18 protein-coding genes and 1 pseudogene are annotated in these 19,720 nt (G+C 71.2%); 12 read left to right on the top strand and 7 right to left on the bottom strand.

The window, feature by feature from the left end:
* Positions 1 to 167 precede the first annotated feature (167 nt).
* Complete coding sequence (locus CUT83_RS02235) at positions 168 to 929, top strand: sensor domain-containing protein (RefSeq protein ID WP_101254174.1); 762 nt, start codon at positions 168 to 170, stop codon at positions 927 to 929.
* Positions 930 to 1,006: 77 nt separating this feature from the next.
* Here CUT83_RS02235 and CUT83_RS02230 read toward each other — a convergent pair whose 3' ends face one another.
* Positions 1,007 to 2,557 (bottom strand): N-acetylmuramoyl-L-alanine amidase, encoded by a 1,551-nt coding sequence (locus CUT83_RS02230; RefSeq protein WP_101254173.1) that lies wholly within the window; start codon positions 2,555 to 2,557, stop codon positions 1,007 to 1,009.
* A gap of 882 nt (positions 2,558 to 3,439) precedes the next feature.
* On the opposite strand from CUT83_RS02230, the gene CUT83_RS02225 reads away from it, so the two are divergent.
* Positions 3,440 to 3,895 carry a hypothetical protein gene (locus CUT83_RS02225; protein ID WP_420882453.1) on the top strand — a complete coding sequence of 152 codons (456 nt, stop codon included), beginning with the start codon at positions 3,440 to 3,442 and terminating at the stop codon, positions 3,893 to 3,895.
* 83 nt (positions 3,896 to 3,978) lie between these two features.
* Here CUT83_RS02225 and CUT83_RS02220 read toward each other — a convergent pair whose 3' ends face one another.
* From CUT83_RS02220 to CUT83_RS02210, 3 genes are all read right to left on the bottom strand, one after another.
* Entirely contained in the window at positions 3,979 to 5,325 is a 1,347-nt protein-coding gene (locus tag CUT83_RS02220; RefSeq protein ID WP_101254172.1) for an SGNH/GDSL hydrolase family protein, read from the bottom strand.
* A 258-nt stretch (positions 5,326 to 5,583) separates the two neighbouring features.
* Entirely contained in the window at positions 5,584 to 6,297 is a 714-nt protein-coding gene (locus CUT83_RS02215; protein ID WP_101254171.1) for a type 1 glutamine amidotransferase, read from the bottom strand.
* A gap of 52 nt (positions 6,298 to 6,349) precedes the next feature.
* Positions 6,350 to 7,168 carry a serine hydrolase domain-containing protein gene (locus CUT83_RS02210; protein WP_101254170.1) on the bottom strand — a complete coding sequence of 273 codons (819 nt, stop codon included), beginning with the start codon at positions 7,166 to 7,168 and terminating at the stop codon, positions 6,350 to 6,352.
* Positions 7,169 to 7,268: 100 nt separating this feature from the next.
* Here CUT83_RS02210 and CUT83_RS02205 point away from each other — a divergent pair, with 100 nt between their 5' ends.
* Positions 7,269 to 7,766 (top strand): MerR family transcriptional regulator, encoded by a 498-nt coding sequence (locus tag CUT83_RS02205; RefSeq protein ID WP_101254169.1) that lies wholly within the window; start codon positions 7,269 to 7,271, stop codon positions 7,764 to 7,766.
* Between the two features lie 8 nt (positions 7,767 to 7,774).
* A complete protein-coding gene (locus tag CUT83_RS02200) occupies positions 7,775 to 8,800 on the top strand; it encodes an aldo/keto reductase (RefSeq protein ID WP_101254168.1) in 1,026 nt (341 codons plus the stop codon).
* A 66-nt stretch (positions 8,801 to 8,866) separates the two neighbouring features.
* Here CUT83_RS02200 and CUT83_RS02195 read toward each other — a convergent pair whose 3' ends face one another.
* Positions 8,867 to 9,763, bottom strand: coding sequence for a DUF4429 domain-containing protein (locus CUT83_RS02195; RefSeq protein ID WP_101254167.1), 897 nt, complete (start codon positions 9,761 to 9,763; stop codon positions 8,867 to 8,869).
* 430 nt (positions 9,764 to 10,193) lie between these two features.
* Here CUT83_RS02195 and CUT83_RS02190 point away from each other — a divergent pair, with 430 nt between their 5' ends.
* The gene (locus tag CUT83_RS02190) at positions 10,194 to 10,670 is read left to right on the top strand and encodes a peptidase inhibitor family I36 protein (protein ID WP_101254166.1); all 477 of its coding nucleotides are present in this window, start codon (positions 10,194 to 10,196) and stop codon (positions 10,668 to 10,670) included.
* On the opposite strand, the pseudogene CUT83_RS02185 reads toward CUT83_RS02190, so the two are convergent.
* Positions 10,651 to 11,457: pseudogene (locus CUT83_RS02185) on the bottom strand (potassium channel family protein). The gene CUT83_RS02190 and the pseudogene CUT83_RS02185 sit on opposite strands and share 20 nt — an antisense overlap.
* 60 nt (positions 11,458 to 11,517) lie before the next feature.
* Between CUT83_RS02185 and CUT83_RS02180 the strand changes: the two are divergent.
* The gene (locus CUT83_RS02180; RefSeq protein WP_101254165.1) at positions 11,518 to 11,808 is read left to right on the top strand and encodes a hypothetical protein; all 291 of its coding nucleotides are present in this window, start codon (positions 11,518 to 11,520) and stop codon (positions 11,806 to 11,808) included.
* 112 nt (positions 11,809 to 11,920) lie between these two features.
* On the opposite strand, the gene aceE is transcribed toward CUT83_RS02180, so the two are convergent.
* Positions 11,921 to 14,653: a pyruvate dehydrogenase (acetyl-transferring), homodimeric type gene (gene aceE, locus CUT83_RS02175; protein ID WP_101254164.1), complete on the bottom strand. Its 2,733-nt coding sequence runs from the start codon at positions 14,651 to 14,653 to the stop codon at positions 11,921 to 11,923.
* 420 nt (positions 14,654 to 15,073) lie between these two features.
* Between aceE and CUT83_RS02170 the strand changes: the two genes are divergently transcribed.
* The 6 genes from CUT83_RS02170 (at position 15,074) to CUT83_RS02145 (ending at position 19,691) form a co-directional block, all read left to right on the top strand.
* Complete coding sequence (locus CUT83_RS02170; RefSeq protein ID WP_093654740.1) at positions 15,074 to 15,514, top strand: DUF3052 domain-containing protein; 441 nt, start codon at positions 15,074 to 15,076, stop codon at positions 15,512 to 15,514.
* Between the two features lie 144 nt (positions 15,515 to 15,658).
* On the top strand, positions 15,659 to 16,117 hold the full coding sequence (locus tag CUT83_RS02165; RefSeq protein WP_093848970.1) for a peroxiredoxin: 459 nt from the start codon (positions 15,659 to 15,661) through the stop codon (positions 16,115 to 16,117).
* Between the two features lie 120 nt (positions 16,118 to 16,237).
* The gene (locus CUT83_RS02160; RefSeq protein ID WP_093654744.1) at positions 16,238 to 16,813 is read left to right on the top strand and encodes a TerD family protein; all 576 of its coding nucleotides are present in this window, start codon (positions 16,238 to 16,240) and stop codon (positions 16,811 to 16,813) included.
* 145 nt (positions 16,814 to 16,958) lie between these two features.
* Positions 16,959 to 17,537: a TerD family protein gene (locus tag CUT83_RS02155; RefSeq protein WP_101254163.1), complete on the top strand. Its 579-nt coding sequence runs from the start codon at positions 16,959 to 16,961 to the stop codon at positions 17,535 to 17,537.
* 73 nt (positions 17,538 to 17,610) lie between these two features.
* Positions 17,611 to 18,774: a DUF475 domain-containing protein gene (locus CUT83_RS02150; protein WP_101254162.1), complete on the top strand. Its 1,164-nt coding sequence runs from the start codon at positions 17,611 to 17,613 to the stop codon at positions 18,772 to 18,774.
* 158 nt (positions 18,775 to 18,932) lie between these two features.
* A complete protein-coding gene (locus tag CUT83_RS02145; RefSeq protein WP_101254161.1) occupies positions 18,933 to 19,691 on the top strand; it encodes a TerD family protein in 759 nt (252 codons plus the stop codon).
* Positions 19,692 to 19,720 lie beyond the last annotated feature (29 nt).

Raw genomic sequence — 19,720 nt, 5'->3', positions numbered from 1 at the left:
GGCCGCTTGTCCGGTCCTCCGACGGTGTGACAGCGTGTGCCGACCGTGGAGCACGGGGCGGCGGATGTTCCGCCGGGCGGTGGCCGGTGATCGTACGGGGCCGCCTCGGCGGTGGATTCCCGCGTGTGTGCTCCACGGTGAACGTACAACGGGAGATGGGAAGTTCGGTGGGGAAGAGCAGAGTCCTCCTGGCGGCCGCGATGGTGGCGCCGCTGCTGGCGCTCACGGCGGCGTGCGGTGGTTCGGACGACGCCTCCGGTAAGGACGCGGAGAAGCGGCCGGGGAGCGGGAGCAGCGCGTCGCCGGAGGCGGGGGAGCAGGACGGGAAGGCCGCGGGGCCGGTCCTCGACGAGGCGGCGCTGAAGGAGGCGCTGCTCACCGACGGCGAGGTGAAGGGCTATCAGGTCGCCGCCGCCGATCAGGAGTCGCTGACGCCGAAGGCGGACCGGGACGAGTGCCGGCCGCTGGCCGACCTGACCGCCTACGGCACCGGACGTACGCCCCGGGCGCGGGCGTTCGCCGCCCAGGGGTTCGCCGGGACGGGGCAGGAGACGGCCGGGAGGATCGTGACGGTGTCGCTGCTGTCCTACGACGGCGACGGCGCGGCCCGGACGGTGGAGGGCGTGCGGTCGGCGATCGAGGCGTGCGGCGACGGTTTCACCACCTCGGGCAACAACGGCGGGGAGACGGTCCGCTACACGGCCGTGGAGGAGATCGAGGCGCCCGGGAGCGGTGACGAGGCGGTCGCGGTACGGCTGGTGGGCGAGGCGGAGGGCACCGAGGTGCCGATGCACTTCGTGGTGGTGCGCTCCGGGACGTCGCTGGCGCAGTTCATGAGCCTGAACATCAAGTCGCCGTCGGGCGCTTCGGTGCCGCGGGACATCGTCACCGCGCAGGTGGACAAGCTCGCCGGGACTGCCGCCGGCTGAGCAGGGGGTGAGTACGGGACCGGCCGCCCCGGTGTACGGGGCGGCCGGTCCTGTTTCCGGTCAGTCGTGGGAGTGGGTCAGGAGGAGGCGGCCCTGGTGCGGATGGCCGGGAGCTGGGAGTAGAGGTCCGCTCCCGGGCAAAGGGTCGCGTAGCCGTCACGGTGGCCGGAGATCCGGTACAGCGTCGCCCGCTCGCCGTTCTTCCAGACGCCGGTGTCGGCGGCCGCGGTGAGCGTCACCTTGCCGGCCGGGTCGGCGCCGTACAGGCCGAGCTTCCAGCCGGAGATCCGGGCGATGGCGTCCAGCGCGGCCTGGGTGGGTCGGCCGCCGTCCTCGTAGTTGCCGAGCAGGGAGACACCCGCGGAGTTGCCGTTGAAGCCGTAGGTGTGGGCGCCCCGGACCGCCTTGTCGACGCCTCCCGCGCGGCCTTCGAAGATCGTGCCGCACTTGTCGACGAAGAAGTTGTAGCCGACGTCGTTCCAGCCGTTGGTCTTGACGTGGTAGGTGAGGATGCCCCGGATGATGGAGGCCGACTGGGTGCAGGTGTAGCTGTTCGTGCCGGCGGTGTGGTGGACGAAGACGGCGTCCACCCGGCTCATGTAGGAGGGCGGGTCCTCCACCAGCGACTCGTCGGCGCCCCACTGGGCGCGGCTGACGATCCGCGGCGTCTGCGGCTCGGACGGCGAGGGGGCCGGGGCGGTGGTGGACGGCTCACCGGTGGGTTCGGTGCTGGGGTCGGCGGACGGTTCGCCGGTGGGTTCGGTGGAGGGCTCCGGTGTCGGCTCTCCGGTGGGCGTCGGGTCGGTGGAGGGTTCCGGGCTCGGCTCCCCGGTGGGTTCGGTGGAGGGTTCCGGTGTCGGCTCCCCGGTGGGTTCGGTGGAGGGTTCGCCGGTCGGTTCGGTGGAGGGTTCCGGGCTCGGCTCCCCGGTGGGAGCCTCCGTGGTGGGCTGCTGCGACGGCTCCTGGCTGGGCTCGGGCTCCTCCGTGGCGGAGGCGGAGGGGGACGGCTCCGTGGAGGACTCGCCCTGGCTGGGCTCCGGCGTCGGCTCCGTGGTGGGCTGCTGCGACGGCTCCTGTGAGTTCCCGCCCCCGTTCATGTCGCCGACCTTGCGCCAGCCCTTGCCGATGTCCTCGCCCAGCACGCCGGGGTCGATCATCACCAGGCGCAGTCCGCCGGGCAGTTCGGCCGACTCCCCGCCTTCCGCCAGGACCCGTGCCTCGACTCCGTCGGACTCGCCGACCCACAGGGGCTCGGAGGCTCCACGTACTCCGCTGTCCTGGCCCTCGTCGGTCTCCGGCGGCCGTATGTCGAAGTCGAGATCCTGCCACCGCGTCCACTGGCCGCTCTGCGCGCTGCGGGTGCGGATCTGGGCGGTGCCGTCGAGTTCGGCCTCCGGGTCCTCCCAGGAGACGCCGAGCATGGAGAAGGGCCGGGTGTCCTTGCGCGGCACCGAGCGCTTCCCCGGGTCGCCGCCCTGGAACGTCTCGGTGTAGGCGGCCACGGGCCGCATCCTCTCGCTGCGGGCCTGTTCGTCCGAAGTGCCCGAGGTGGTGGCGACGGCGACCGCCGTCACCACCGACCCCCCGAGCACGACGGAGCCGACCGCCAGCCAGGTCCGGCGCTTCATGTTCGCCGGCCTGCGGCCGCGGCCTCTGTTCGATCCCACGTGTTCCAAACCCCCTCTGGATGATCCCGGTGCGTCCGGTGGCCGCCGCTCTGTCTCCGCCCCTTCGGCGGTCGGCGGGCTCGGGCCCCGACGCGGACAGCGGACGGGAGCGGCCGTACGAGCGGCACGGGCCGTGTGCGACGACTCGTCGTACGCGCCGGGCGCTGTGGTCGCCGGCGGCTTCCGCCCTGACGGCCCGCGGCACGCCCTGCCGTTGCCGGGACGCGATGACGAGCCCCGGGCCAGGGCAGCGGCGGCACCGCGACCGGTACGCACGGCGGATCGGGGTGCGGCCGGCCTTCCGTCCACTGTCGGACGGGCCGGTTATACCCCAGGGCGTCACCGTGCGTCATTCGTGAAGAGAAAAGCCCGAAAAGGGGCATAGCGGTGCGCTGGGGCGGTGTGGGAGCGGGCGGCCACCGGTTCCGGTGCGGGCGGCGGCCGCCGCCCGCACCGGAACCGGCCCGCATGGGGAGGCCCGTCGCCACCAGGGGTTTCGTGGGAGTCGGCACCGGGACCGAAGTGGTGCCCGGAGGGTGGGGTGAGGTTCCGCATGGCCGCCCGCGGCGCGTGCGCCCCGATACCGCCCGGGCTCCGGCGGACGTTGTGTACGGCTGAAGTTCACGTGGAATTCCCCTGGGCGCGAAGGCGGTGCGGCTCCTCTCCCCGGCTCGGTTACGGGAGCTTCGCCGACACCGCGTAAACGTGAATACCGCCACACCGTGAGGGCGTGACCAGGCAGTATGCGGCGGCGCTGGGTGAGAGGGGGAGGGTGGATCCCTCCCCGGGCGGCGTCCGGGGTGCCGCCGCCCGCTGCCGAGCCGAACGCGAGGGGAGACGCTCATGGGCACGGAGACCACGGCGAGACCCACGGCCGGAAGGATGCGCGGGCATGTGGCGCACTTCGTCACGGACCTGACGTCGGGGAGGGCCGGGCACCGGCTGCCCCTGGACTACTCGGTGAACAGTCTGCGCATCGTGGACGCGGTGATCGAGGGCATGCGCCGCCAGGGTGCGGAGCCCGCCGGACGTGTGGCGGAGGTCCTGTTCGGTCTGGGCGGATACCTGGGGGAGGTGATGGTCCGGCAGGCCGGGGCCGTCTGGGTGGACTTCGACGCCGGGCAGTGCGAGCGGTTCGGGCAGCCGGTGGGTGTGCGGATGCCCGACGGGCGCGTGTGGAATCCGCTGGGCAGAGTGGCCAACCGCTTCGCGTACGGCTCGCGGGAGTCGGTGCGGACGTTCTACCTGATGCTGCACGGCCGGCACCGTCCCGGTGAGGCCGGTTCCGACGCCGCCTGACGGCTTCGGCCCGTCCACGGCCACCGCGCGTGCGGTCGTGGACGGGCCGGAGGCCGGCGCGGGTGGCTGGCGCGGACGGTCGGCTAGCGGAACAGGTGCCCGGGTACGGCGGCGGCCAGCCGGCCGTAGCCGGCGGGGTTCAGATGGAGCCAGTCGCCGTCGTGGAGGCCGGGGTGGAGCCGCTCGGGGTCGGCGGGGTCGCGGACGGCGCGGTCGAAGTCGATGACGGAGTCGAAGCGGCCGCTGGTGCGGATCCAGTCGTTGACCGTCTGCCGGGCGCTCTCGCGGTGCCCGGCCGGGTCGTCGTACATCTCGTTGCCGCCGAAGGGCAGTAGCGTCGCGCCGTGGACCTCGATGCCGTGGGCGTGGGCGCGGGTGACGATCTGCTCGTAGGCGGCGATCAGATCGGCCGCGACCCGCTTCTGCGCGGTCTCGGTGGCCGCCGCGGTGCCGATGTCGTTGACGCCCTCGAAGACGATCAGCGACTCCACCCCGGTCTGTGCCAGCACGTCGCGGTCCAGCCGGGCCAGGACGTTGGGGCCCAGCCCGTCGTCGAGGACGCGGTTGCCGCCGGCGGCCTGGTTGAGGACGGCGAGGCGGGCGGTGCCGCGGCGGGTCTGGAGCCGGTCGAACCACTGGTCCGTCCAGCGGTCGTTGCCGTTGGTGGTGGAGCCGCGGCCGTCGGTCAGGGAGTCGCCCAGGACGGCGACCGCCCGGGTGGACCTGGCCGACCACGTCTCGACTCCGCTGAGGAAGTACCAGTGGTCGGTCGCCGTCGCGCCCGGCAGGTCCTCGGCCTCGACGTGGTCGCCGCGCAGGAGGTGGGAGGTGGTCCGGGAGCCGGGGTGGGAGGTGATGTCGTTCGATGCCTGGCCGTCCGCCAGATAGAGGGTGACGGCGAGATTGGTTCCCGCGGCCACCCTCATGTCCACCGGGTCGGAGACCACCTGTGCTCCGACCGGGACGAGAGCCGAGGGCCTGCCGCTGAAGGTCAGCGGGCGGGAGGTGCCCGGGCGTATCGCGTCGGTCCCGGCCTTCCCTTCCTCGGGGAAGGCCACGGAGGCGGCGGTGATGGGCAGGTCCGCGCCGCCGAAGGCGTTGGAGAAGCGCAGCCGCACCTTGTCGCCGCCGACCGTGACGCGGACGGTCTGCCGCAGCGTGGTGTCCTCCATGACCAGCCCCTCCCCGGTGAAGGGGGCGGGCGGCATGTTGTGGGGCTCGGTGAGCTGCGGCATCGACGTCCAGGTGTTCACCCAGTGCCGCGCGGCCCTCTTCGACGCCGCCGGAGCGGCGGAGGAGTGGGTGCCCGCGCGGTCCCCGGCGCCGGGAGCCGCGGTGTCCAGGGCGCCGGTGGCCTGGGAGGTCACGAGCACGGTCGCCGCGAGGGCTCCCGCGGTGAGCAGGCTCGTCAGGGACGATCTCCGTCTCATGGGCACTGCGACCTCCAGGGTCCGTCGCCGTCCGGTGGGCGTGAGCGACCCTAATGGGCTCGGGCGGAAAGACAAGAGGAATTCGTGAACTCGCCTGATTAATTTGCTCGGTGAGGGCTGGAGGGGTGTTGGAGAGCCCCGGGCCGGGCCTCGCGGGCCGCCGGGGGCGCGGGTGACGGGAAGGGGGGTTTGCGACCGTGTCCGCTGCCTTGCCGAAGGGCGGTTCGCACGGGTCGGCCGCTCAGCCGTCGCGACCGCTCAGCCGTCGCGTACGAGCGAGGCGAAGCGAAGGGCGACGGTGCGCCACACCCCGGCCGAGGCGGGCTCGTCGGCCTCCGCCCGGCGTACGGTCCCGGCGGGATCGAAGCCCAGGCGCCGCAGCCGCTCCGGATCCCACGCCCGTACCTGTGCGGCCGTCACCTCGGGATGGAACTGCGTGCCCCACGCCCGGCCGCCCACGGCGAACGCCTGGTACGGGCACCGTTCGCTCCGTGCCAGCCAGCGGGCGCCGGGCGGGAGTTCGGTGATGGCGTCGACATGGTTCTCGATCGCGGTGGTGCGGTCGGGCAGCCCGTGGAAGAGCGGGTCGTCCGCAGCCTCGGGACGCAGCGCCAGCGGTGTGCTGCCGACCTCCGGCTCGCCGTGCTCCGCCGCGACCTCGCCGCCCGAGACCTGGGCCAGCAGCTGGCCACCCAGACAGATCCCGAACACCGGGACGCCGCCGTCCAGCGCCTCGGCGACCAGGGCGCGGGTGGGGGCGAGCCAGGGGGCGCGCGTGTCGTCGTCCGGCAGATAACCGCCGCCGAGGACGAGGAGGCCCCGGTGGCCGTCCGTCCGGGCGGGCAGCGGCTCGCCGTCGTAGGCGCGGACGACGTCCAGCGTCACACCGCCCTCGGCCAGCCAGGCGCCGAACCGGCCCGGCCCGCCGTTCGGGGTGTGCTGCACCGTCAGTACGCGCGGCCGCCCGCCCATGTGCCGCTCCTTCCCGCGCCTTCCCGCGCCGGCCGCTGTCGGTCGGTGTGTCTCAGTTCCCGCGCAGTTCGGCCAGCACCGCGTCGGTGAACGGCGGCCACGCCTCGATCGCCCAGGGACCGAACGCCCGGTCCGCCAGGGCCGCACAGGCGGCGCCCGCGTCCGGGTCCACCCACAGGAACGTACCGGCCTGACCGAAGTGGCCGAAAGTGCGCGGCGAGGAGGAGGCGCCCGTCCAGTGCGGGGACTTGCCGTCGCGGATCTCGAAACCCAGGCCCCAGTCGTTGGGCTTCTGGTTGCCGTAGCCGGGCAGGACGCCGGGCAGATCCGGGAAGACCACGGACGTGGCCTCCGCGACGGTGCTCGGATCCAGCAGGCGCGGGGCCTGGAGCTCGGCGGCGAAGCGGACCAGATCGGCCAGGGTGGAGACGCCGTCCTTGGCCGGGGAGCCCGGCAGATCGGTGGCGGCCATGCCCAGCGGGACGAGGACGGCCTGGCGCAGATACTCGGGGAAGGGGATGCCGGTGGCCTTGGCGATGTGGTCGCCGAGCACCTCGAAGCCGGTGTTGGAGTAGATCCGGCGGGTGCCCGCGGCGGCCATCGTGCGCTGCTCGTCGAAGGCCAGGCCGGAGGTGTGGGCGAGCAGGTGCCGCACCGTCGAGCCCTCGGGACCGGCCGGCTCGTCCAGCTCGATCGCGCCCTCCTCGACGGCGATCAGCGCCGCGTACGCCGCCAGCGGCTTGGTGACCGAGGCGAGCGCGAAGCGGCGATCGGCGGGGCCGTGCGTCCCGGCCACCGTGCCGTCGGCGGTCACGACGGCCGCCGCCGCCGTCGTGACCGGCCAGTTCTCGATCATGCGCAGGCTGTCCATGCTCCTGAGCCTAACGTGGGGCCCGATGGGCCGGTGTGGCGGGATTTCGCCCCCGTTATTCGCTTGCCTGGAGCGCACTCGAAGTCCGTAGCGTTCCCCCATGACCGTGACGCAGACGAAGGTGCAGACGGGGACGGACACGGATGCCGGTGGGGAGATCGGGGAGCCGCAGGCGGATGTGTGCGCGACGGCCGACGTGCCCCACCCGCGGCCGGACGGACGGGACCGCTACACGATCAGCGAGGTCGCCTCGATCACCGGTCTGAGCGCCCACACGCTGCGCTGGTACGAGCGGATCGGGCTGATGCCGCACATCGACCGCTCCCACACCGGACAGCGCCGCTTCACCAACCGAGACCTGGACTGGCTGGCCTTCGTCGGCAAGCTGCGCCTGACGGGAATGCCGGTGGCGGACATGGTGCGCTACGCGGAACTGGTGCGCGCGGGCGACCACACCTTCGAGGAGCGGCAGGAGCTGCTGCGCGCCACCCGCGAGGACGTCAGGCGCAGAATCGACGAGCTGCGGAGCACACTGGCGGTCCTCGACTTCAAGATCGACTTCTACGCGGACGCCCGGCGGGCGTCGGAGAGGCTCTGAGGAACCGGATGAGCTGGGAGAAGAGCGAACGGATCGCCACGGCGCGGCTCGGCGCGGACGGGCCCGAGGTGGGCGTCCAGGGACTGGGCTGCATGGGTATGAGCTTCGCCTACGGGCCGACGGACACCGCCGGCGCCCGCGCCGCCCTCGAGCGCGCCCTGGAACTGGGCGTCACGCTCTACGACACCGCCGACCTGTACGGCTTCGGTGAGAACGAGAGGTTCATCGCGCCCTTCGTGAGGGCGCACCGGGACGAGGTGGTGGTGGCCACCAAGTTCGGCATCGTCATGGATCCGGCGGATCCGGCGAAGCGCGACATCCGCAACGACGCCGCCTACATCAGACAGTGCGCCGAGGGCAGTCTGGAGCGGCTCGGCGTCGATGTCATCGACCTGTACTACATGCACCGCCGCGACACGCGCGTGCCGATCGAGGAGACCGTCGGCACCATGGCCGAGCTGGTGGCCGAGGGCAAGGTCAGGCAGCTCGGGCTGAGCGAGGTGACCGGCGGCGAACTGCGCGCGGCGCACGCGGTGCACCCGATCGCGGCGGTCCAGTCCGAGTGGTCGGTCTTCAGCCGTGACGTGGAGCGCACGGCGGTGCCCGCCGCGAAGGAGCTGGGTGTCGCCTTCGTGCCCTACTCGCCGCTGGGGAGAGGTTTTCTGACCGGCTCGTTCACCGACGCGGGCAAGGAGCTGAGCGACGACGACTTCCGGCGCACGATGCCGCGCTTCACCGGGGAGAACGCGGCGGCCAACGCCGCCCTGCGGAAGCCGCTGTACGCGATCGCGAGGACGCGCGGGATCACGCCCGGCCAGGTCGCCCTGGCCTGGGTGCAGCAGCGGGCCGCGGTGCACGGGCTGCCGGTCGTCCCGATCCCCGGCACACGCCGGCCCGAGCGGGTCGAGGAGAACGCCGCGGCCACCCGTGTCGAACTGACCGCGGACGAGCTGGCCGCGCTGGAGCCGATCGCCGGCCATGTGGCCGGCGGGCGCTACGCCGACCTGGGGTTCACCTCGGCGGGGCGGGAGTAGGGGGGCCACACCGTCTCACGGCTCGGCGCGGCCTTGGACTTGGCACGGCCCAGGACTTGGCGCGGCTCACAGTTCGGCGAGGAGTTCGGCCTTCTTCGCGCTGAACTCCTCCTCGGTGAGCAGCCCGGCCCCGTGCAGCTCGCCCAGGTGCCGGATGCGGTCTGCGATGTCGGCGGGGGCGGGCCGGACCGTGGCGACCGGGTCCGCCGCGCGGGAGACGGGAGCCGCCGCCTCCGGGACCGGGGCGGGCCCGGCCGCCCGTACCGCCTCCAGCACCGAGGCCGCCAGCGGCAGCGACTCGTGCACCAGGCCGTAGCCGAGGCCGAAGACGACGGCGGCCGGATCCTGGTCGGGCTCCGGGAGCTCCCGGTCCGCCGCCTCGCCGCGGCGGACCAGCCGCAGATGGCCGCCCACGACCTCCGGCGAACGCCATCGGACGTCCTGCAGCTCGCCGACCGGGAACGACTGGTCGCCGGCCTTCCACTTCGCCGAGGAGGCCCCGGTCCAGAACCAGCGGAAGGACACCGCCCGGCCGTCGAAGGAGACCTTGCCGTCGTACGCCTTGAACTGCAGCGGGGCGGCGGGCGCGGCGACCAGGTGGCGGTCGGCCGGTTCCTGCGCCCGGGGGCCGAGCACGGAGGACAGCTCGCTGACCCGGGCGGCGGCCAGGGGCTCGTGCTCGGCGGGAAGCACCAGGCGGTACGGGTCGCTGGTCTCCCTGAGCTGCCCGGCGGCGGCCTCCATCAGCGGATCGGCGCCCGGGCGCGGCTCGGCGCGCAGCACGACCGTGCCCCGTCTGGTGCCGGGGGTCAGCTCGACAGACCTCAGCGCCTCGTGGGGGACGCGCCGCTCACCGAGCACATGGAACAGCTTCGGAGTGCGGATGCCCCGTTCGAAGCGGATGAGCACGGAGTCGGTGTCGAACTCCCAGGAGGAGTTAATTCCGGCCAGCACGTCACCCATACGGGTCATCGTATGCGTCGATGCGTGGGTCTTCCTCCCCTGCCGCGCCGCATACGTCACACCTCGTCCACCCGGTGGCTGCCGCCCGTACCGACGGCCGTCATGCCGGCCGGGCACCGGGAGCCCGGCCCGCCTCCGGGGCGCGCGTTCACCGCAGCGGGTGGACCGCGCCGGGGCGGGCGTCCGGCCACTCGCCCGTCACCTCCTGCCGTCTCGAAAGGTGCCGGTCACCCTACCCGTGAGCCGGGCTTCAGCCGGCCGGTGCGGAGCCAGGCTGTGGACAACCGGGCGGTTGTGGAGAACTCCGTTACCCGTCCCGGTGAAACGGCCGGTCCGCTCTTGGCAGGCCGGCCGACCCGTGTCGAAGCTGATCGCACAACGACCGGCACGAAAGACCGGCACAGAAGACCAGCACGGGGGAGAGACCCACATGCGTCACGTACACCGCACTCGCCGCAACCGCACCTACCGCATCCACACGCACAGCATCCACACGCACCGCGGCCACACGCACCGCGGCCACAGGGCCCGCCGGGCCGCACTGGCCGCGCTCCTGACCGCGGCCGCCGCGGTGCTCACGGCCCTGACACCGCAGACGGCCGTGTCGGCGGCAGTGCCGGCACCGCGACTGGGGGAGTGCGCGGCCGGGGAGCTGTGCCTGTGGGAGCGTGCGGACTTCAAGGGGCCGCGCCGCACCCACGAACTGGCGGACACCGACATCGAGAGCTGTGTGCCGCTGCCGCGGGGCGCCTCCGTGGCCTCGCTCGCCAACCGCACCGGGCGGCCCGTCACGGCCTACCAGAGCGCGGAGTGCGCCGAGACCGGCGAGTTCGACACCTACCCCTCGGGCAGTTGGGCGCCGCGGACGGACTATCGGGTGCGGGCCGTCAAGATCTGGGAGAGCTGACGTGGCCCGCGGCGCCCGTCACCGCCCCGTCTCCGGGGCCACCGGAGCCCGTGAGGCCGCCCCGCAGCTCCGCGACCTCCGCCCGCAGAGCGCGTACCTCGGCCGTCAGATCCTCGATCGCCGCCGTCTGCCGTCGATCCGAGGCCTCCTCCTCGTCGAACCGGGCGATGAACCAGGCCGCGATATTGGCGGTGACCACACCGAGCAGCGCGATCCCGGAGAGCATCAGCCCGATGGCCAGCAGCCGGCCCAGGCCGGTGGTCGGCGCCAGATCGCCGTAGCCCACCGTGGTCATGGTGGTGAAGGACCACCACACCGCGTCGCCGAGTGTCGTGATGTTGCCGTTCGGGGAGTCCCTCTCCACCTCCAGGACGGCCAGCGAGCCGAACACCAGCAGTCCCAGGCACGAGCCGGCCACATAGGTGGTCACCCGTACCCGGGATGCCATCCGGGCACGCTGCCCGACCAGCAGCAGCGCGGAGACCAGACGCAGCAGTCGCAGCGGCTGGAGCAGGGGGAGCAGTACGGCCAGCAGCGCGAGCGGCTGGCTGCGCACGAAGTCCCACCGCTGCGGGGCCAGCCTGAGCCGTACCGCGTAGTCCAGCGCGAACGCCGCCCAGACCCCCTACTCCACAGCCCTGCACGCGTCCCGCACCCACGGAGCGAGATCCGTGCGCATGATCGGTACGGCATAGGCGACGGCGAAGAGGACGGACAGCAGCAGCAGCGGTCCCTGCGTCCGGTGTTCCCAGCGTTCCTTGGCCCGTATGTCCGCCATGCCCGGCATCGTACGGGGTCCCCGGGGTATCCGAAGCCACAGCCCGGTCCGACGACCCTGGGAGGGAAGATGACGGGCACGCGGTACTTCGAAGGCAAACGGCGTGGTGGCGAAGACCTCACCGGGGACGAGCGCTCGACGTTCGGCGTCATCGGTGCGGTCTGCGCGGTCGTCGGGCTCTTCGTGATGGGGTTCGTACTCGGTCCCATCGCGATGGTCTGCGGCTGGCTCGCCATGGGGCGCCGCTGGAACACCCGTTCCAAGGCGGCGGTGGTGGCCGTGGTTCTGGGCGCGCTGGACATCGTCTTCGGCCTGATATGGCTCTTCACCGCCTCCGGCTCGTGGGGGCTGTGGCTGTGACGGGCGCGGCGGCGCGCAGCATGTGACGCGCCTCGGCCCCGGCTCGGAAGCCGGGGCCGAGGCACATCAGCGGCACATCAGTGAATTCCGCGGCCGCAGCCGCGGCCGGGGATCAGGCGTCCCCGCCCGCCGGGCCGGGGTCGGCGGCGGCCACATCGAGCAGCCGGTACCGGTCGATGGCCTGCTTGAGCACCGAGCGGTCCACCTTCCCCTCCCCGGCCAGTTCGGTGAGCACGCCCAGGACGATCGACTCGGCGTCGATGTGGAAGAAACGCCGGGCCGCGCCGCGGGTGTCGGCGAAGCCGAAACCGTCCGCGCCCAGCGACTGATAGCGGTTCGGCACCCAGCGGGCGATCTGGTCGGGCACCGAGCGCATCCAGTCCGAGACGGCCACCACCGGGCCCTCGGTCCCCTGGAGCTTGCGGGTCACATACGGCACACGCTGCTCCTCCTCCGGGTGCAGCAGGTTGTGCCGCTCGACCGAGACCGCCTCACGGCGCAGCTCGTTCCACGAGGTCGCCGACCAGACGTCCGCCCGGACGTTCCAGTCCTCGGCGAGGATGCGCTGGGCCTCCACGGCCCAGGGCACCGCCACGCCGGAGGCGAGGATCTGCGCCGGGATCGACCCGGCCTCGCCCTGCCGGTACCGGTACAGCCCCTTGACGATGCCCTCGGCGTCCACGCCCTCGGGCTCGGCGGGCTGCCTGATCGGCTCGTTGTAGACGGTCAGGTAGTAGAAGACGTCCTCGGCGTTCTCGCCGTACATCCGGCGCAGACCGTCCCGCACGATGTGGGCGATCTCGAAGCCGAAGGCCGGGTCGTAGGCGACGCAGGCCGGGTTGGTCGAGGCCAGGAGCTGGGAGTGGCCGTCGGCGTGCTGCAGACCCTCGCCGGTCAGAGTGGTGCGGCCGGCGGTGGCGCCGAGCACGAAGCCGCGCGCGAGCTGGTCGGCCATCTGCCAGAACTGGTCACCGGTGCGCTGGAACCCGAACATCGAGTAGAAGACGTAGACCGGGATCAGCGGCTCGCCGTGGGTGGCGTAGGCCGAGCCCGCCGCGATCAGCGAGGCCGTGCACCCGGCCTCGGAGATGCCGTCGTGCAGCATCTGGCCGTTGGGGGACTCCTTGTACGCCAGCAGCAGCTCGCGGTCCACCGACTCGTAGGTCTGGCCCAGCGGGTTGTAGATCTTGGCCGAGGGGAAGAACGAGTCCATTCCGAAGGTGCGGTACTCGTCGGGGGCGATCAGCACGAACCGCTTGCCGATCTCCTTGTCCCGCATCAGGTCCTTCAGCAGCCGCACGAACGCCATCGTGCTGGCGACCTGCTGCTGGCCGGAGCCCTTCTTCACCGTGGCGTAGGTCTTGTCGCCCGGAAGCACCAGCGGCTTGGAGCGGTCCACGCGCTTGGGCGTGAAGCCGTCCAGCTCGCGCCGCCGGTCGTGCATGTACTGGATCTCCTCCGAGTCCCGCCCCGGGTGGTAGTAGGGGGGCAGGCCGGACTCCAGCTCCTTGTCGGCGATCGGCAGGTGCAGCCGGTCGCGGAAGCGCTTGAGGTCCTCGACCGTCAGCTTCTTCATCTGGTGGGTGGCGTTGCGGCCCTCGAAGTTCGGGCCGAGCGTCCAGCCCTTGACCGTCTGCGCCAGGATCACCGTCGGCTGGCCCTTGTGCTCCCGGGCCGCCTTGTAGGCCGCGTACACCTTGCGGTGGTCGTGACCGCCGCGTCCCAGATGCAGGATCTGCTCGTCGGTCATGTTCTCGACCATCTTCCGCAGCCGGTGGTCGCCGCCGAAGAAGTGCTCGCGGATGTACGCGCCGGTCTCGGTGGCGTACGTCTGGAACTGGCCGTCGGGGGTGGTGTTCAGCTTGTTGACCAGCACGCCGTCGCGGTCCTGCGCCAGCAGCGGGTCCCAGGAACGGTCCCAGATGACCTTGATCACGTTCCAGCCGGCGCCGCGGAAGGCCGACTCCAGCTCCTGGATGATCTTGCCGTTGCCGCGCACCGGGCCGTCGAGCCGCTGGAGGTTGCAGTTGACCACGAAGGTCAGGTTGTCCAGCCCCTCGCGGGCGGCCAGGGAGAGCTGCCCCAGGGACTCGGGCTCGTCCATCTCGCCGTCGCCGAGGAAGGCCCACACATGGCAGTTGGAGGTGTCACCGATCCCGCGCGCCTGCATGTAGCGGTTCATCCGGGCCTGGTAGATCGCCCCGATCGGGCCGAGCCCCATGGAGACGGTCGGGAACTCCCAGAAGTCCGGCATCGACCGCGGGTGCGGGTAGCTGGACAGACCGTCGGGCGCCTTCGACTTCTCCTGGCGGAATCCGTCGAGCTGCGCCTCGGTGAGCCGGTCCAGCATGAAGGCGCGGGCGTAGATGCCGGGGGAGGCGTGGCCCTGGAAGAAGATCTGGTCGCCGCCGTCGCCGCCGTCCTTGCCGCGGAAGAAGTGGTTGAAGCCCACGTCGTACAGCGAGGCCGAGGAGGCGAAGGTGGCGATGTGGCCGCCCACCCCGATGCCCGGCCGCTGAGCGCGCGAGACCATCACGGCCGCGTTCCAGCGGGTCGCGTTGAGGATCTTGCGTTCGATCTCCTCGTTGCCGGGGAAGAACGGCTCGTCCTTGGTCGCGATGGTGTTGACGTAGTCCGTGCTGCGCATCTCCGGCACGGCCACACGCTTCTCGCGGGCACGCTCGATGAGGCGGAGCATCAGGTAGCGGGCACGTTCCCGGCCCCGCTCGTCGACGGCGGCGTCGAGCGAGTCGAGCCATTCCCGGGTCTCCTCGGGATCGAAGTCCGGGACCTGGCTGGGAAGGCCACCAATGATGATCGGGTTGCGATCGGATCCGGAAGCCACGCTATTCCTTCGCTGTTCGGTCTTGCTCTGCTGGGATGTCGCGCCGTCTCCCATCGTGTACCGCTGGGGCGGATACGTCATCTCTACCGAGGGGTAACCCCACTCCGTGAGACGCCCGGGTGCCCGGGCCGGTGCGGCCGGGGCGTGAGTCGGCCGAACGGCAACCCTACGCCCAGGGGCGCCGCGGTCCGCGCACGGCCGTTCGATCCCAGTCTTATTCCCCACTCATTGGGGCAAAATAGGCGTACGGGTGTGCCGTGCGCCACAGCGGTTCAGGTGGTGTGCGGCGACACGTCAACGTTTGGGCGGGATCGGCGGCCGGGTACTTGCGCGATCGGTCCAGCCCGTGTGGACTACGCCCAATGCTCCGCGCGCCCGCGCGGGCACCACCTACTTTCGAAAGATGACAGGAGGCAATCCGTGAGCGCGACCGCGGACCACGCGGAGGAGCGGACCAACCCCGCCGCAAGGCTGGGTTTCCAGCCCGGGCAGGTGGTCCAGGAGCTCGGTTACGACGACGACGCCGAGCAGGCCCTCCGTGAGGGAATCGAGGCCATCACGGGCCAGGAACTCGTCGACGAGGACTACGACGACATGGCCGACGCCGTGGTGCTGTGGTTCCGCGAGGATGACGGCGACCTGACGGACGCGCTGGTGGACGCCATCACGTTGGTCGAGGACGGTGCCCCGGTCTGGCTGATGACGCCGAAGACCGGACGGCCCGGGTACGTCGAGCCGAGCGAGATCGGCGAGGCGGCCCAGACCGCCGGCCTGGCCCAGACCAGCACCGTCAACGCCGGCAAGGACTGGACCGGCAACCGTCTGGTCACCCCGAAGACCGCCCGCACCGGAAAGCGGTGACTCACCACTGACCCCAGGCCTCTCGAAGGCCGGGCCGAGCCCCCGGTACGGCGCCCGCCGTACCGGGGGCTCGGCGCTTCTCGAGGGGGCCGGACGAGCCCTGCGTAGGGTGGAGGCGTCACCTACACCGAAGGGAACGCGTCCATGGCGATCGAGGTGGGCACCAAGGCCCCGGAGTTCGAGCTGAGAAACCAGCACGGCGAGACCGTGCGGCTCGCGGACTTCAAGGGCGAGAAGAACGTCGTCCTGCTCTTCTACCCCTTCGCCTTCACCGGGGTGTGCACCGGCGAGCTGTGCGCCCTGCGCGACGAGCTGCCCCGCTTCGTCAACGACGACGTCCAGCTCCTGGCCGTCTCCTGTGACTCCCCCTTCACGCTGCGCGTCTTCGCGGAGCAGGAAGGGCTCGACTACCCGCTGCTGTCGGACTTCTGGCCGCACGGCGACACCGCGCGCGAGTACGGCGTCCTCGACGAGGAGAAGGGGTGCGCGGTGCGCGGGACCTTCATCATCGACAAGGAGGGCGTGGTGCGCTGGGCGGTCGTCAACGCGCTGCCCGACGCACGTGATCTGAACGAGTACGCGAAGGCCCTCGAGAGCCTGTAGGGCCGCGTACCCGCAAGGCCGTGTGAAGGCGGGGAACCGATTACTAGGATCGGCTCGTTATCGAACGGCATCCACGCAACGGGGGCACATCGTGCTCCTTACGACCAAACGGGAGGACTCGTGGGAGTCAGCCTCAGCAAGGGCGGCAACGTCTCGCTGACCAAGGAAGCCCCCAACCTGACCGCCGTGATCGTCGGTCTCGGCTGGGACGCCCGCACCACCACGGGCACGGACTTCGACCTGGACGCCAGCGCGCTGCTGACGAACGCCGAGGGGAAGGTCGTCTCCGACCAGCACTTCGTCTTCTTCAACAACCTCACCAGCCCCGACGGCTCCGTGGAGCACACCGGTGACAACCTCACCGGTGAGGGCGAGGGCGACGACGAGGTCATCAAGGTGAACCTCGCCGGGGTGCCCGCGGAGGTCGCCAAGATCGTTTTCCCGGTGTCGATCTACGAGGCCGAGACCCGCCAGCAGAGCTTCGGCCAGGTCCGCAACGCCTACATCCGCGTGGTGAACCAGGCCGACAACAAGGAGCTGGCGCGCTACGACCTGAGCGAGGACGCCTCGACCGAGACCGCCATGGTCTTCGGCGAGCTCTACCGCCACGGCGCCGAGTGGAAGTTCCGGGCCATCGGCCAGGGCTACGCCTCCGGCCTGCGCGGCATCGCGCAGGACTTCGGGGTGAACGTCTGAAAGACCCGTCGGTCACCTCCTGCCGCCGGTCGGTTCCACCCGATCCCGGCAGTCTCCGGCGCCGCAGACTTCCATGTCCGGGAGGTATGCGGCGCCGGATGTTCTGGGAACACTGGGCGCATCGCATCGGGAGAGGATCAGCAACATGGGCGTCACGCTCGCCAAGGGGGGCAATGTCTCCCTCTCCAAGGCCGCACCGAACCTGACCCAGGTCCAGATCGGGCTGGGCTGGAAGGCCCGCTCCACCACGGGCGCGGACTTCGACCTGGACGCCAGCGCGCTGCTGTGCGCGGGCGGCCGGGTGCTCGGTGACGAGTACTTCGTCTTCTACAACAACCTCACCAGCCCCGAGGGATCGGTCGAGCACACGGGCGACGAGCTGGTCGGCGGCACGGGCGGTGGCGACGACGAGACGATCCTGGTGGACCTCACCCGGGTTCCCCAGCAGGCCGACAAGGTGGTCTTCGCGGTGTCGATCCACGACGCCGAGGCCCGGCGGCAGAGCTTCGGCCAGGTCACCGACGCCTACATCCGCGTGGTGAACCAGGCCGACGGCAACGAGCTGGCGCGCTACGACCTGACCGAGGACGCCTCCTCCGAGACCGCGATGATCTTCGGAGAGCTCTACCGCTACGGGGGCGAGTGGAAGTTCCGGGCCGTCGGCCAGGGGTATGCGTCAGGGCTGCGGGGCATCGCCCTAGACTTCGGAGTAAACGTTTCGTAAAGCGGGCCGCGCGGCGGCCCCGTACCGCCCACGGCGTGGGGGGACTCCCACCAGAGAGAAGATTGGGTAATCAGTGGTTCTAAGGACATTCGGCTGGTCCTTCGGCGTCACCGTCGCCGGACTCGTCGCCGCCTTCTTGTTCGGGGGGTGGGAGGCGTTCGCCCTGGTGGGGATCCTCTCCATCCTGGAGATCTCGCTGTCCTTCGACAACGCCGTCGTCAACGCCGGCGTGTTGAAGAAGATGAACGAGTTCTGGCAGAAGATCTTCCTCACCATCGGCATCCTCATCGCCGTGTTCGGCATGCGCCTGGTGTTCCCCATCGTGATCGTCTCCATCTCGGCCCAGCTGGGGCCGATCGAGGCGGTCGACCTGGCGCTCAACGACCAGGAGCGCTACGAGCAACTGGTCACCGACGCCCACCCGTCGATCGCGGCCTTCGGCGGCATGTTCCTGCTGATGATCTTCCTCAACTTCCTCTTCGACGAGGAACGCGACATCCACTGGCTCAAGACGATCGAGCGCCCGCTGTCCCGTTTCGGCCAGGTCGAGGGACTCAGCGTGGTCGTCGCACTGATCGCCCTGCTGATCTCGGGGTCCGTCCTGGGCACCCACGCCGTGCTCTACGAGGGCCACGCGGACGAGTCCGCGGCGGTCTACCTCGCGGGCATCGCGGGCCTGCTCACCTATCTGATCGTCAACGGTCTCTCCAGCCACTTCGAGAACAAGATCGAAGAGGACGAGGAACAGCAGCACGAGGCCGAGGAGGCCGCCCGGCGCGCCGGCAAGCAGGCTCCGGTCGTCCTGCTCGCGGGCAAGGCCGCGTTCTTCATGTTCCTCTACCTGGAGGTCCTGGACGCGTCCTTCTCCTTCGACGGCGTCATCGGCGCCTTCGCCATCACCAACGACCCGGTCGTCATCGCGCTCGGCCTGGGCATCGGCGCGATGTACGTCCGGTCCATCACCGTCTACCTGGTCCGCCAGGGCACGCTGGACGAGTACCGCTACCTGGAGCACGGCGCCCACTACGCCATCGGCGCCCTGGGCATCCTGCTGCTGGTCACCATCAGGTGGCACGTCAACGAGGTCATCACCGGCCTCATCGGCGTCACGCTGATCGGCACCGCCTTCTGGACCTCGGTGCGGCACAACCGCAAGGAGGCCGTGCAGAGCGGGGACGAGGGCGGAGGCGAGGGCGGCAGCCCGGCGCGGAAGCCGGAAGTCCCCTCGGGCGTGTGACGGCGCCCCGATTGCGGAACGCTCTGTGCGGGGGCGGCCACGAGACGTCTCGTGGCCGCCCCCGCGGCATGACACCGCGGGTACGCGGACGGCACGGTCACGGCACGTTCATGGGACGTCCATGGGACGGTCCGCTCGGGAGTTGGGGGTAGGAAGTCATGGTCTCCCTGTGGGAGAACTGGCGCAGCGGCATGCGCAGAGCTCCGAAGTTCGACACGGTCGGCGGCGCGTCGACGTACGCGGTGGAGCTGACCAAGCGGCACTCGGCGGTCTCACTCACCCGGCAGGGCGCCGACAGCGGCCATCTGCAGGTCAATCTCTCCTGGCGGATGCGCTCGTCCGACTTCGACGGGCGGCCGCGGCGCGGCGGCCTGCTGCGCAACCCGCTCCAGGCGTTCAAACCCGAGCCTGTGCAGGGGCACACCCGGGGAGTGGTGACGGTCGACCTCGACCTGGCCTGCATGTACGAGCTGAAGGACGGCTCCAAGGGCGTCGTCCAGCCGCTCGGCGGGCTGCTGGGGGAGATCAACGCGCCGCCGTACGTCAAGCTCAGCGGAGACGACAGGTTCGGCGGCTCCTCGGGCGAGACCATCTACGTCAACCTCGACCACAAGGACGAGATCAAGCGGCTGCTGGTCTTCGTCTACATCTACGACGGGACTCCGGCGTTCGACCGCACCCAGGCGGTGGTCTCGCTGATCCCCAGCAACGGGCCGCGCATCGAGATCGGCCTCGACGAACGAGCCCCCGAGGCCCGCTCCTGCGCGGTGGTGCTGATCGAGAACGACGCCAAGGGGCAACTGGTGGTCCGCCGGGAGGTGCGCTACGTCTACGGCTTCCAGTCGGAACTCGACCGGCTCTACGGCTGGGGTCTGCAGTGGGGGCGCGGCTACAAGAACAAGGCGGACCGGGCGTGACTCGTGGCCGCCCGGCGTGACTCCCGCCC

Origin of the sequence: Streptomyces barkulensis (assembly GCF_002843305.1) — a bacterium.
Classification (GTDB): Bacteria; Actinomycetota; Actinomycetes; order Streptomycetales; family Streptomycetaceae; genus Streptomyces; species Streptomyces barkulensis.
The sequence above is the reverse complement of the archived record's forward strand: the minus strand, read 5'-3'. Positions and strand labels throughout refer to the sequence as shown.